At 42.5% G+C, this 13,342-nt stretch carries 11 protein-coding genes; 3 read left to right on the top strand and 8 right to left on the bottom strand.

Annotation, left to right across the window (positions count from 1 at the left end; genetic code table 11):
• Nucleotides 1–36: 36 nt before the first annotated feature.
• The 4 genes from IQ13_RS18145 to IQ13_RS18130 all read right to left on the bottom strand — a co-directional run bounded on the left by IQ13_RS18145 (nt 37) and on the right by IQ13_RS18130 (nt 2,405).
• Nucleotides 37–486 (bottom strand): Hsp20/alpha crystallin family protein, encoded by a 450-nt coding sequence (locus IQ13_RS18145; RefSeq protein ID WP_144888047.1) that lies wholly within the window; start codon nt 484–486, stop codon nt 37–39.
• 65 nt (nt 487–551) lie between these two features.
• Complete coding sequence (locus IQ13_RS18140; RefSeq protein ID WP_144888046.1) at nt 552–1,205, bottom strand: phosphoribosyltransferase; 654 nt, start codon at nt 1,203–1,205, stop codon at nt 552–554.
• Nucleotides 1,202–1,873 carry a dienelactone hydrolase family protein gene (locus IQ13_RS18135; protein ID WP_144888045.1) on the bottom strand — a complete coding sequence of 224 codons (672 nt, stop codon included), beginning with the start codon at nt 1,871–1,873 and terminating at the stop codon, nt 1,202–1,204. Before IQ13_RS18135 ends, IQ13_RS18140 begins: the two co-directional genes overlap by 4 nt.
• 10 nt (nt 1,874–1,883) lie before the next feature.
• The gene (locus tag IQ13_RS18130; protein WP_144888044.1) at nt 1,884–2,405 is read right to left on the bottom strand and encodes a YciE/YciF ferroxidase family protein; all 522 of its coding nucleotides are present in this window, start codon (nt 2,403–2,405) and stop codon (nt 1,884–1,886) included.
• Between the two features lie 153 nt (nt 2,406–2,558).
• Here IQ13_RS18130 and IQ13_RS18125 point away from each other — a divergent pair, with 153 nt between their 5' ends.
• Nucleotides 2,559–2,945: a hypothetical protein gene (locus IQ13_RS18125; RefSeq protein ID WP_144888043.1), complete on the top strand. Its 387-nt coding sequence runs from the start codon at nt 2,559–2,561 to the stop codon at nt 2,943–2,945.
• Nucleotides 2,946–2,971: 26 nt separating this feature from the next.
• On the opposite strand, the gene IQ13_RS18120 is transcribed toward IQ13_RS18125, so the two are convergent.
• The 4 genes from IQ13_RS18120 to IQ13_RS18105 all read right to left on the bottom strand — a co-directional run bounded on the left by IQ13_RS18120 (nt 2,972) and on the right by IQ13_RS18105 (nt 8,481).
• Complete coding sequence (locus IQ13_RS18120) at nt 2,972–3,946, bottom strand: MlaD family protein (RefSeq protein WP_144888042.1); 975 nt, start codon at nt 3,944–3,946, stop codon at nt 2,972–2,974.
• Complete coding sequence (locus tag IQ13_RS18115; protein WP_317129347.1) at nt 3,919–4,737, bottom strand: ABC transporter ATP-binding protein; 819 nt, start codon at nt 4,735–4,737, stop codon at nt 3,919–3,921. Before IQ13_RS18115 ends, IQ13_RS18120 begins: the two co-directional genes overlap by 28 nt.
• A complete protein-coding gene (locus IQ13_RS18110) occupies nt 4,724–5,488 on the bottom strand; it encodes an MlaE family ABC transporter permease (protein WP_144888041.1) in 765 nt (254 codons plus the stop codon). The genes IQ13_RS18115 and IQ13_RS18110 overlap by 14 nt, the downstream gene beginning before the upstream one ends.
• Before the next feature lie 101 nt (nt 5,489–5,589).
• Nucleotides 5,590–8,481 carry a ligand-binding sensor domain-containing protein gene (locus IQ13_RS18105; RefSeq protein ID WP_144888040.1) on the bottom strand — a complete coding sequence of 964 codons (2,892 nt, stop codon included), beginning with the start codon at nt 8,479–8,481 and terminating at the stop codon, nt 5,590–5,592.
• A 279-nt stretch (nt 8,482–8,760) separates the two neighbouring features.
• Between IQ13_RS18105 and IQ13_RS18100 the strand changes: the two genes are divergently transcribed.
• Together IQ13_RS18100 and IQ13_RS18095 are read left to right on the top strand one after the other, a co-directional pair.
• Nucleotides 8,761–11,799: a SusC/RagA family TonB-linked outer membrane protein gene (locus IQ13_RS18100; protein WP_199758310.1), complete on the top strand. Its 3,039-nt coding sequence runs from the start codon at nt 8,761–8,763 to the stop codon at nt 11,797–11,799.
• Between the two features lie 24 nt (nt 11,800–11,823).
• Entirely contained in the window at nt 11,824–13,329 is a 1,506-nt protein-coding gene (locus tag IQ13_RS18095; protein ID WP_144888038.1) for a RagB/SusD family nutrient uptake outer membrane protein, read from the top strand.
• Nucleotides 13,330–13,342: the final 13 nt, after the last annotated feature.

Here is a 13,342-nt window from a genome sequence, read left to right as displayed (position 1 = left end):
ATTGTTCTTCAGCAACTCAATTGGTGCAGGATTGTTCTAATACAATACAATACGCAGTTTTTGTTTGGGAGCAGATTCTTTTTCTTTTGGCAGGTATACATGCAGCATGCCGTTGTTGTAACTGGCAACAGCTAATTCAGGATTTGCATTTGGGGGTAACACAACCTGCCGGTTAAAGCAGGCATAGTTAAACTCGTGCAGCTGAAAGTGATTATCCTGTTCTTCCTCAGCAGTACATTTCATCAGCAATGCAATGGATAAAACATGATCTTCTGCTTCAATTAAAAAATGTTCCCGCCGGGCTCCGGGTACCGCTGCATCTATTACAACAGCAGTTTCATCTTCTTTCATATTAATGAGCGGCTGTAAAACAATTCCTTCCCGGTGTTTCCGTAATTCATCTGAAAGCAACTCCAGATCAGGAAGAAGTTTGTATTCGCCGGGGTAACAATAATGTACTTCTTGTTTGGGCGCATAGTATTCCATACCGTTGTTTTTAGTGGAGAGCAATTGCAAACCTGTATTTTCTTTTCAACGGACGGATTAACGCATCACTGATTGCTGTTTGTTTCGGTGTGTTGATAGATGTGCTCCATTTCGTTAAGGTAGTTGTTTACTTCTTCATCAGTTACTTGTGCAAAGTCGTCGTAAAACGCACCAACACCGGTAAAGTATTCGGCAATGTGCAGACACACTACTTCGTCGGCATCTTTTTGTAAATGTTGATACGCCTGCGATGAAGCTACCGGTACAGCTACCACAATTTTTAATGGCTCATCCTTTCGCAACAGTTGAATAGTAGCCAGTATGGTATTGCCGGTAGCAACTCCATCGTCGACGATTATTACGGTTTTTCCTTTTAAGCTGAATTTCGTTTTGCCTGTAATGAACTTATCCTGCATTTCCCGTAACCGTGTTTGTATGCGTTCTACTTCGGCTTTTACATAGTCTTCACTAACATGTTCATCGGCCCATACAAAGTAGCTGTGTAAACTGGCTGCACCAATGGCGTACTCTTTATTTACCGGGTGACCAATCTTTTTTGTTAGCACCAATTGCAAAGGAAAGTGCAGCGATGCTGCTACTTCAAATGCCACCGGTACGCCGCCACGTGGTATAGCACAAATCACGCAATCGTCCATTACAAACTTGCGTAACTGGAAAGCCAGTTTCAGCCCGGCATCTTTTCTGTCTGCATAGGTCATAAAGCTGATTTGTGAACATGATGATCGGCCATGAGCAAATGCTGTTCGAACCATTTACAGGCCAGCTTTTCTACTATTTCCATTTTACCGTCTTCTTCAAACAGGTGTGTTGCATTTTCAACAATATCCAGTCTTCTTCTGCAGGTGAGCATGTTGTAGGCATTGCGGTTCAGTGCCAGTACATCGGTATCGTAACTGCCAACAATCAGCAATACAGGAGCTTTTACCTGTGGAAGATCCTGCGCTGCAAGATCGGGTCGTCCGCCTCTGCAAACCACTGCTTCAATTTCGGACAGGCGTACCGATGCTTTTAATGCAGAAGCTGCACCTGTACTTGCACCAAAAAAACCGAGTGTGCAGTTGTGTGCAGCAGGTTGTTTCTGCAGCCATCTTGTTGCGCCATACAGGCGTTGGGCAAGTAAAGCAATATCAAAGCGGGTTTGGTATTGCAAGTCTTCATCCGGCGTAAGCAAATCGAACAGCAATGTGCCGATGTTATGCTGGTGCAGGTAAGACGCTACCATTTTATTACGTGGACTGTTTCTGCTGCTGCCGCTTCCATGCGAAAAAATAACAATGGCTTCTGCGGAAAGTGGAATCGTTAATTCACCTTTCAGCAATACATCGGCCAGTGGAATATCTACTTCGTTGTTGAATCTGAAATTCATAATAATGGGTTTAGGGCAATGTAATGGGTGCTTTTGCTCTGCTGTTGATTTCATACAGTGCGAGTTGCGATAACCTGTCGTCGATTTGTTTTTCGTTTACTTCGGCCTGGTGAAAAAACTGTGCAGCTTTTCCCATTTCCAGTGCATTGGCAAATGCAGCAGCCGTACCGTATGCACTTATTTTGTAATGATTAATAAGCTGAATACCTGCAAGCAAACAGGCATCCTTTACTTCAGGATCGCTGCAAACAAGCAGCGTTTCGTTGGTTTCATCAATATAGGCTTTCATCAGTCGGCTATTTAAACGAACCGACATGAGGCTTTCCTGTTTAATGAACTCATCCATCTGTTGCAGGTGGTTTTCAATGTCGTGCAGGTAACGCTGCAGTACAGCTTTCAGTTTTACAGAACTGGCTGTGTTGATCCATTGCTGCAGTTCACGGTGAAGTTGATGTTCTGCACTTGAAAATTTACCTGCTTCGTAATCGAGCAACTGATGCAGTGTGCTGATGGTTTGATTTTCCTGTACCATAATTTTTGGTTTTAGCATCCGTAAGTTAAACTGCAGAAGATGTGATTTCCAATGATGAGTGTCAGCCGTTGCAATACAACAACTCATAGAAATAACCCCAGGGCCTCACTTGTTTTGTATAATTTTTGTATTGTTCATCTAAATAGTACAGTTATGCGATGGCTTCTTTTTTTGCTGCTTGCTTTTACAGCACTTACAGCCAGCATTTCCGGGTTATTACTGGTGAGTTACCCCGATGGTTCGTTGCTGCAACTTTCAACAACATTGCTTAGCGGAACTCCATTCCGTTCTTTTCTTGTGCCGGGTATTATTTTGGCGGTAATTGTTGGTGGAATAAATCTTGTGGCAGCTGTTTTTAATATGCTGTCGCATCCGTTTCGTTACAGCTGGGCAATGGCTTCTTCTGTTGTTTTAATTGGCTGGATACTGGCACAGATGTTATTGATTAATACACTGCATTGGCTGCAGTTTGTGTACCTGTTTATTGCAATAATGATGTTGTTGCTTACCTGGCAGCTGAAAGGGAAATGGGCGGTGTAAAAAATAGATCTATCGTACTATCGAAATTACTTTTTCTTTTTCTCCAGTCTTTTAAAATATCCCCGAAACAGGAAATTACTTTTCAGTGCTTCCATGTTCTGGTTAAAGCCTTCTGTTCCTTTTTCAATATTCTGCAGACTGTTGTTCAGTTTTTTCACCAACGATGAATCTTTCAGCAGTGCATGGATGGTGCCCTTACCATTGTTGACATCGTTTTGAACAGAATGTGTCAATGCATTTAATTCATTCGCCAGCGAATCGGCTTCGTCGCCTACAGTTTTTATTTTGTCGATGGCTGTTGTAAGATGGTAAGCAATAGCAGTATCTCTCAGCAGTTGCCCCATTGATCCTTTACTAGCTTTTACATCAGCAATAATGGTATGCAGATCGTTTGCCAGCAGATTTGCTTTTGCTGTGGCTGCACGGATGTTTGCAGTTGATGCCAATAATTGCTGCGGCAGTAATTTATTGTTGAGCAGGTTCCACAATGCTTCGCTGTTGTTAAGTCGTATAACGGCTGCTTTTAATTCTTCCGATATTACAGCAATGTTCTGGTTACTCTTGTTCAATACCACAAGCATCTCATCAATATTAAGCATGGTTTTACTGCGGAGTACATCGCCTTCTTTTGCAAATGCAGAGCCATCTTTTGCTGCCGTAATCTGCAGCATTTTATTGCCCATCAAACCATCGGTTGAAATGATTACCTGGTCGTTTATTCTTATAAACTGCTGCATGCGTTTTTCAATCAACATGCTTACATCTATGAGCGTATCGTTCAGGATTTTTATTTTTTTAACGGTACCTACCTGTATGCCCGCATAACGTACATTGTTACCGGGAGTAAGCCCTTGTACATGTGCAAACTGTACGTGCAACGTATAGTTGCGGCCAAACAGATTACTGTCTCTGCCAATAAGATATAAGCCAATTATCAGCAGCAGTAAGCCGGCCAGTATAAACAGGCCCAGCTTTATATTATTGAATGTTTGCTTTGCCATTGTTCAAAAAATTGTTTTACAGATGCATCATTGTTTTGTTCCAGTTGGGTAAAGGTTCCCTGTGCATAACAGCAACCATCAATCAGCATTACAATACGGTCGGCGGTCATGCGTATGCAGTTCATGTCGTGCGATATGATGATGGAGGAGGTGTTGTATTTTTCACCGAGGTTCAGAATCAGCTCACTGATTTCTTTTGCAGTGATAGGGTCGAGGCCGGTGGTCGGTTCATCGTACAACATAATATCCGGATTCAAGATCAATGTACGGGCCAAGGCGATGCGTTTCCGCATACCACCCGAAAGTTCCGATGGCATCATATCAACTGTATGTTCCAGGCCAACATTGTGCAGCACTTCTTTCACCCGTTCATTGGTTTCTTCTGTACTCATTTTTATCCAGTGCCGGCGTAACGGAAATTCTAGATTTTCCCGCACCGTCATGCTATCATATAATGCATTGCTTTGAAAAAGAAAGCCCACTTTTGCACGCAGCTCATCGAGTTCTTTTTCATCTAAATTCTGCACATCACTTCCCAACACATCAATCGTTCCGCTGTCTTGTTCCAGTAAGCCAATGATGCATTTGATCAATACTGATTTACCCGAACCGGATTTGCCCAGCACAACCAGATTTTCACCTTTGTACAACTGCATGGTAAAATCTTTCAGCACGGCATTGTTGCCAAACGATTTGTACAGATGTTCAATACGAATGACAGGTATTGTATCATCTGTGTTGCTGTTGAATATGGTTTGATCACCTGTCATTTCTATTTTAATTAAGACCAAACAGATCGGTTATTTGTACTGCCAGCAAATCGAGTATGAAAACGGCCACGGAACTAATAACAACTGCAGAGTTGGCTGCACGTCCAACACCTTCCGTTCCTTTGTCTGCATTAAAACCTTTGTAACAACCAATCATACCCACTGCAAATCCAAAAAAGAACGATTTAATAACAGCCGGCATTACATCGCTGAAAGCAAGACCATCGAACACCATTTTAAAAAACAGTTGAAAGCTGGTAGTACCCCTGATATTTACACCCACGTACGAACCATACAGCGAAATGGCATCGCCGGTAATAACCAATAACGGCAGCATAACTGTTGCAGCCAATACTCTTGTTACCACCAAAAATTTATAAGGGTTGGTGCCACTTACTTCCATGGCATCAATTTGTTCGGTAACACGCATGCTTCCGAGTTCTGCACCAATACTGCTACCTATTTTTCCTGCAAAAATGAGTGCGGTAATAACAGGACCAATTTCACGCACAATGGCAATGCCTACCATTTCGGGCAGTTCGGTTGCAACACCGTAATCGAGTAAAGCAGGCCGCAGTTGCATGGTTAACACCAGGCCCATAATAAAACCTGTAAGCCCAACAAGTGGAAATGATTTGTAGCCGATGATATAGCATTGCCGTATAAACTCTGCAAGTTCAAAACGTGCCTGGAATGTTTGCGGAAAGAAGTGCGAAGCAAATCGTCCCAAGCGCCCTGTTTCGGTGAGAAGCTGTTTTAGATTGGCAAACATACACGGCTACTTGTACTCAAATGTGTACAAATATTCCTGACTGTGAAATGAAGACAGTCAGCAGTTGCTGTGATGCCCGTCAGAACTTAACAGGTAGTTGCTTAGCTTTCGCTGTGCAGGTTAATGAGGTAATCGAACAGGCTTACTTCCGATGCAATGCCGAGCTTTTTGCGCAGACGATAGCGGCTTATTTCTACCCCACGCACGGAAATGTTCATCAGTTGGGCAATTTCCTTCGTTGATAAATTCATACGCAGGTATGCACAAAGTTTAATTTCATTATTCGTAATGGATGGATGTTTTTCTTTGAGGCTAACCACAAAGTCGCTGTGCACTTTATCGAAGTGTTTGGTGAAGTTTTCCCATTCCTGGTCCATCTGGTCATCTTCGCTCAAAGTCTTGATCATTTTCTTCAGCTCCTGGATGGCTTTGGGATTATCGAGCCCCTTCATTACATGCTCCAGTTCCGATTTAATTTTTGTCAGCAACTCGCCTTTTTTTACCAGGTGCATGGCCGATGATGCTAACTCCGAGTTTTTGAAATTGATTTCTACTTCCAGTTTTTCGTTACGTAGTGTAACCAGTTCTGTTTCGGTTTTGCTGCGTTCCAGTTCGTGTATGTAGAGTAAACGTTTCTGCTCTTCTTCGTGCTTGGCCTGCTGCTCTTTAAATTTCTTTATCTGCCATTTGTACAACGTGTAAATACCAGCTGCAAAAAGCACAAAGTATAACAGGTAAGCCCAGGTAGTTTCGTACCAGGGTGGTAACATTTCAAAAGCATATACGGCAGCTGCACTTTCGTTGCCAAGGTTGTTGCGCACTTTCACTTCAAAAATGTAGTTGCCTGCAGGCAGGTTGGTGTATTCTTTTTCAGTTCGTTTGTTCCATTCGCTCCAGTTATTATCAAATCCTTTCAAACGGTAGCTGTATTCAAGATTAGGTTGCAAGCCAAAAAGAGGCGAAGCAAATTCAAAGCGGATTGTTTTAAAGCGGTTGGCTACGTTTGGTGCAGCAGCTGCATCCTGCTCCTGTTTTTCGTTTACATTGGTAAAGTAGCCGCCAAACAAAAGACTATCCTGATCGCTGATGATGCGTACAGTACGCACCTGTACACGCAGGTTGGAAACATGTTGTTTATATTTTTCGTAGTTGATGTGGTAGAATCCTTTTTCACCACCCAAAAAAATATTATTTTCATTAACCGGGTAAATAAATTCAAACCCGCTCAGCATCTTGTTATTCAACTCCGGCAAATAAATAATTACCGGTTGCTTACCCGACAGATCAATTACACCCAATGTTTTTTCGTGGATGAACCAGATGTTGCCGGCTGCATCTTCTTTCAGATAACGGATACTCTGATCGCCCAATATTTTTTTGTAGAAAGCAGAAGGCTCAAATTGTTTTTTTGTACGGTTGAAACTGTACACACCTTTTTCTGTAGCAACAACCACTTCGCTTTTTACATTGTACACATGGTTATTGAGGATAGAGGGTAAACCGTCTTTGTCTGTATAAATCTTATTGGTAAAACCATTTGCAGCAGGGCTAACCTCGTACACCCCATGATAGGGATGCGATACCCAGATATGATCGTTTTCATCAATGGTTACAAACCTGCACGACTCAATTAAATCGTTGACTTCACCTGCAGAAATAAACTGGCCATTCTTATAGTCGAAGAACTGCAGGTTACGGTAAGTACCCGATACTATTTTTTGTGTTGGAAAAGTGGTTGACAGGGGAATGAAATTCCAGAAGCCGGGTGTACTTGAAAAAGGAACGGCTGTATTGTCTTTAATAATGAATGCACCTTCGTGATGGCCCAGTAAAAGCTGGTTATTAATTTCTGTAAGGTTCCATGTTTGCCCTTTGGTATTGCTAACCGGTGTAAAATTTCCTTTACTGAAACTGAGATCCTGCATTTGCTGCAGGCTAACACTAAACACGCCGTTTGAGGTACCGGTGTATAGCCTATTGTTATAAATACGTGCCGTATAGCCCGAGCCATCCTGTCCGTAAGGGGTAAGATGTTTTACAGCGCTGTTGTAGGCAATAAAATCAATGCCATTATCGAGCCCCAGCCAGAGATTACTTTGGTTATCGAGAAAAATACTCAGCACATTGTTGTTCTGTAATCCTTCTGCTTTTGCAAAACTCTGGATGATGTTGCCCAACGCATCAATAATATATACACCGCTGTTGTTGGTAGCCAGGGCAATCCAGTCTTTATTAATGCGTGTTGCTGCATAAATACGTTCATTTTCGAACAGACTGTTATTGGGCGATGAAAATTTGTTGAGCGTAGTACCTGTAATGGTATAGATACCGTTTTTTAAAGTGGTAACAAGGATGTTGCCGTTTGCAGCCGGTAATACAGCTGTAACAGGATCGGTTTTCGGAAAACTGCCCGTAAGTACCAATGGCATCATTACGTTGTTTTCAAACTGCATCAACCCGCCCGAAAAATCGTGTGCGTACAGTTTGTTGTTGCAAATACCCAGGAACGACCATTCCGATGCGGCTTTAAATGTGGCCACGGCCTCATTGCTGAATTTGAAAATGCGGTTATTGGTACGGAAGAACACATCCTTTTTAAACGAAACAATATCCCACACATCGCCGAACGATTGATCTCTGGCCGGCAGTAACTGGTTCAACGGGTGGTAAACCAGCCGGCCATTTGTACCGGGGGCGAAATAACCGAGCTCATCCTGTCCGCCAACATAAATTCTGTTGTCGCTGCCAATTTCTATGGAGCGTACAATGGTGCGGTTGGGCAGGGGGTAAAGGTTCCAGTAGCGGCCATCGAAACTCAACAGTCCTTCGTTATTGGCAAAGTAAATAATGCCGTTTTTATCCTGTTTGATATCCCAGTTCTGCAATCCGGCACTGTACGATTGCTTGGAATAATTGATAACATCGGGCAGGCCAATGGTGTTTTGGGCACCAAGAGCAAGGGGTAATAATAATAACAGGAATAACTTTTTCATGGAAGGCAAGTATACGAATGATGAAAGTATAAAATATTGTTGATGTAGTAATGATGTAGTAGATAGTCATTGAAAATCAATGATTTGATTTTAATGATGTAGTAATGATGAAGGGCTTTTTTTCTTTGCTGTAGAGGTGGCGGCTAATTTTATGCCGTCAATCCCCATTGATTATTTATTAACTAAAACGATTGCTTTATGAAATGTAAGCACACAATTTTGTGTCTTGTTCTTTTCCTTGGCACTTTTCTGCAGCAGTCTTTCGCACAGAGTCTAACTGTGACCGGAAGCGTAAAAAACAAAGTAACAGGTGAAGCCTTATTTGGCGCAACTGTTCAGGTGGAGGGTAGTTCCTCCTCAACCCTTACAGACGTACAGGGTTCGTTCAGCATCTCAGCAACACAGGGTTCGGTACTGGTAATTTCCTACACAGGAATGACCACTTATCGGCATACTGTGACCGGAACTACACCCATTGCTATTTTGCTCGAAGAAAGTGCAGCCTCAAGCCTCGGTGAGGTAATTGTAGTAGGTTATGGTACGCAAAAGGTAACCAAGGTTTCCGGTGCTATTGCCACTATTAAAGCTGCCGACATCGAAAAATTGAAACCGGTTCGTACCGAAGAGGCATTGCAGGGCCGTGCTTCAGGTGTGAATGTGATCCAAAGCGGTTCACCCGGTTCAAAACCAACCGTACTCATCCGTGGTATTCCTTCTTTCTCCGGAACTGATCCGGTGGTGATTATTGATGGTGTGCCGCAAACTTTAACCGATTTCAACTCCATTAATGCAGCCGACATTGAATCCATCAGCGTATTAAAAGACGCTGCTACCACAGCCATTTATGGTGTAAAAGGTGGGAACGGTGTAATTGTGGTTACAACCAAGAGCGGTCGTAAAAATCAAAAGACCGACATTACTTTCAGCACCAATTATGGTGTGCAGCAGGTTATGAATACAATTGGTGTATTAAATGCAGCCGAGTATGCTGCTATGATCAACGAAGGAAGTGTTACCGCAGGTGGTAACCTCATCTTCCCCAACCTCAGCACATTGGGCGTTGGTACCAACTGGCAAAACGAAGTGTTTAAAAATGCAACGTTTCAAACGCACAATATTGCCGCAAGAGGTGGCAGCGATAAAATGTCGTACTTCCTCTCTGCAGGTTTTTTAAACCAGGGGGGTATTGTTGGTGGTAACGATAAGTCTCGTTTTAACCGTGGCAACTTCACGGCCAACCTCAACTTTAATCTTACCAATAAATTAAAGTTCATCGTTAATACTACAGCTGTACTGCTCGATTCGAAAGGTGTACAGGAGAACTCCTTCAACAGTGTGTTAGGTAGCGCTCTCAACTTCGATCCAACAGTACCTGTATATAATAATGTACCAAACACTGCAGGCAAGTATGGTTTCAGTAACCTGTTGTTATCTGAAATTTTCAACCCGTTAACTAAACTCGATAATACTTATAATAAGAACATAGGTAATAAACTGTATGGTAAGTTCGAGTTTCAGTACACTGTTATTAAAGACCTGGTGTTAACCAGCCGTTTTGGTTACACGAAGTACGATGGTAATGCCAAGAGCTTTACCCCGTTGGTATTCTATGGTCCATTGAACGTAGAGAATACCATGAATGCTGATGGTTCGCAGGTTGCAGGACGTTTTAACAGCGTAGCACACGAAAAAACCAGCAACTTCAATTACACATGGGAAACATTTGGTAACTACAATTTCAATATTGGCGATAAAAATAATTTTGAAACTGTACTTGGTTTTTCGTTGGCAAAAACAACCGGAAATGCAGCAGGTGCAACCCGCCAGGATGTACCTTTTAACAGCTGGGAGTTTGCAGATTTTACAGCAGCAACAGGAACCAACACAGCTACCAATACCAATGCAGTAACAGGTTACTATTACCAGTACTTCCGTCGTAACCTTTCTTACTTCAGCCGTATTAACTACGATTACGATAACAAATACCTGGCATCGTTTACCGCACGTCGTGATGGTTCGTATGCATTTGGTATTGATAACAAGTTTGCCAACTTCTTCTCCGGTTCAGTGGGTTGGGTTGTGTCAAACGAAGATTTTTTCAAACCGGGTTTTGTTGATTATTTAAAAATCCGTGGAAGCTATGGTTCAATCGGTAACGAAAATGTAAGTCCGCAGTTTGTGGGCATCATCACCGGCGGTCCAAGCTATGGCCCAACAGCCAACAGTAACGGTTATACATTTGGTGATGTATTTTATCCAGGTTCAACTGTAGGTTCTGCTGCCAACAATGCATTGCGTTGGGAAAAACAATTACAGGTAAACGCAGGATTCGACATTACCTTCTTTAAAAAGAAATTCAACTTAAGTGCTGATTATTTCCAGAAGAATGTGGATGGTTTGTTGTTTACACCTTCTGCTTCTTTATACCTCGGTACAGTTCCTATTCCTACTGCCAACATCGGTTCAACATCGAGCAGAGGTATTGATTTAACCTTAGGTTATAACGAAAACATTGGTAAAGATTTCCGTCTTTCAACTTCAATCACATTTACAACAGCGAAGAATGAAGTAACAGCAACTAACAGCGATGGTACAGCCAAGATTCTTGGTGGTTATTACTTCAATGGTCAGTCGCAAAGTGTAACTGTATTTGAAAAAGGACAAACCCCTGGTTATTTCTACGGTTATAAAACAAACGGTTTGTTCCAAAGCTTTGATGAAATTTCCAAAGCTCCCGCACAGGCAGGTGCACAACCCGGCGATATCCGTTTTGTAGATGTAAATAATGATGGTGTAATTAACGCCAGCGATCAAACCAAGATCGGCGATCCGTTCCCCGATTTTACTATGGGCTGGAACCTTACACTCGAATACAAAGGTTTCGACTTTAACATGTTTACGTATGCTTCTGTTGGTAACGATGTGTACAAAGCATTCGATCGTAATGCCAACTTCAGCAACAAGCCAAGAGAAATTTTAGGCCGTTGGACAGGTGCCGGTTCAACCAACGATGCACGTACACCACGTTACTCGTTTACCGATGCAAACAGCAACATCCGTGTATCGGAAAGATATGTGGAAGATGGTTCGTTTGTAAAGATCAAGAACCTGCAGTTGGGTTACACCTTCCCAGAAAAAATGACGAAGAAAGTTTTCAGCCGTGTACGCCTGTATGCACAGGTACGTAACGCATTCACCTTTACTAAATACACCGGTTTCGATCCTGAAATTTCAGGCGGTATTCTCGATACAGGTGTAGATCGTGGTGCGTATCCACAAGCCAGAACTTATTCACTTGGTCTCGATATTAAATTATAATTCTTCCATTAAAACTATATTACAATGAAGAAGACGTTATTCTATATATCAGGTGTGCTGCTGCTTACGCTTGCTTCCTGTAAAAAATGGGTGGACTATAATCCACGTGAAGATTTCAGAATTACAGAACTCGATTACCTGCAATCAGAATCAGATTACCGTACCATGGTGGTGAGTGTGTACACACCGCTGCAATGGATTAACCAGGTAGTACCGATTGGTGATATTGCTTCTGATAATGCAGTAAGCGGTGGCGAAAATGCATCGGATGTATTATCGCTGCAACAGATCGATGATTATACACATACTCCGGTAAACTCAACGCTTACCGAAATCTGGCAATCGGCTTACGAAGGTGTAAACCGTGCCAATTATATGACGCAGTACAAAGACAAAAACCTTGCAGGCAACGCCGTTGATTTTGCAGGTAAAGAAGCATTGTATGGCGAAGTATATTTCATTCGTGCCTATTACTATTTCACGTTGGTAAAAATGTTTGGCGATGTGCCTTTGTTTGTTGACAAACGTTTAAGCCTCAGCGACAGTAAATCGCTCACACGTGCTCCTAAAGCAGAAGTGTACAAGCAAATAGAAGCCGATTTAAATGCAGCTATTGCTGTACTGCCTGCAGTGCAACAACAGAAAGGCCGCATTACCAAATATGCAGCACAAGCGTTGCTGGGAAAAGTGTTACTGTATCAAAACAAATTTGATGCTGCAGCAACAGTACTCGAGAGTGTAATTACTGCCAATGCATTTTCATTGGTAACAAATTTTGCTTCGATGTACCTGTCGAGCGGCGAAAATGGTCCTGAATCTGTTTTCGAAATTCAATACTCTAACAACTCTCCTTATTACAACTGGGGTGGTGCTACAAGAGGCCAGGGTAACTACGCCGTGCAACAATGCGGTATCCGTGGATTGAATGGTTCTGCAGCAATGCCTTATGCAGCAGGATGGAGTACCAATTTGCCAACGCAAAACCTGGCAAATGCGTATGCAGCAGGCGATCAGCGTAAAGCAGTAACCGTGTTGGATATTGAAGCATACAAAGCAGCCAACCCATCGTTTGGTATTACTTACCAGGTTGCACCTTACAAGAATACAGGTTTATATAATCAAAAGTATTTACCACGTAAAGGTGAAACAAGTGGTCAGCTTGAATTGAACTACACCAACAACTTCCGCATCATCCGTTATGCAGAAGTATTGTTAATGGCAGCTGAAGCATTCAACCGTTCAACAACACCAAACGATACCAAAGCGCAAACGTATCTGAACCTTGTTCGCCGCCGTGCATTTGGCGATAACCTGCACGACATCAGTGCAACAGGTAACACACTGCGTCAGGCAATTTGGGATGAACGCCGTTTGGAATTAGGTATGGAAGGCGATCGCTTTTTTGATCTCGTTCGTACCGGACAGGCCGCATCAAAAATTACCGGCTTCGTTACAGGTAAACACGAAGTGTTCCCTATTCCGCAACGTGAAGTGGAAATTTCCGGATTAACACAAAACAACGGTTATTAATCTTCCTTAATTA

The organism is Lacibacter cauensis (genome assembly GCF_007830055.1).
Lineage (GTDB): Bacteria > Bacteroidota > Bacteroidia > Chitinophagales > Chitinophagaceae > Lacibacter > Lacibacter cauensis.
This window is presented reverse-complemented; position numbering and strand designations above follow the sequence as displayed.

Excerpts from the sequence above, each read along its gene's own strand:
- IQ13_RS18145 (WP_144888047.1), bottom strand. The coding sequence starts at position 486 with ATGGAATACTATGCGCCCAAACAAGAAGTACATTATTGTTACCCCGGC.
- IQ13_RS18140 (WP_144888046.1), bottom strand. The coding sequence starts at position 1,205 with ATGACCTATGCAGACAGAAAAGATGCCGGGCTGAAACTGGCTTTCCAG.
- IQ13_RS18135 (WP_144888045.1), bottom strand. The coding sequence starts at position 1,873 with ATGAATTTCAGATTCAACAACGAAGTAGATATTCCACTGGCCGATGTA.
- IQ13_RS18130 (WP_144888044.1), bottom strand. The coding sequence starts at position 2,405 with ATGGTACAGGAAAATCAAACCATCAGCACACTGCATCAGTTGCTCGAT.
- IQ13_RS18125 (WP_144888043.1), top strand. The coding sequence starts at position 2,559 with ATGCGATGGCTTCTTTTTTTGCTGCTTGCTTTTACAGCACTTACAGCC.
- IQ13_RS18120 (WP_144888042.1), bottom strand. The coding sequence starts at position 3,946 with ATGGCAAAGCAAACATTCAATAATATAAAGCTGGGCCTGTTTATACTG.
- IQ13_RS18110 (WP_144888041.1), bottom strand. The coding sequence starts at position 5,488 with ATGTTTGCCAATCTAAAACAGCTTCTCACCGAAACAGGGCGCTTGGGA.
- IQ13_RS18105 (WP_144888040.1), bottom strand. The coding sequence starts at position 8,481 with ATGAAAAAGTTATTCCTGTTATTATTATTACCCCTTGCTCTTGGTGCC.
- IQ13_RS18095 (WP_144888038.1), top strand. The coding sequence starts at position 11,824 with ATGAAGAAGACGTTATTCTATATATCAGGTGTGCTGCTGCTTACGCTT.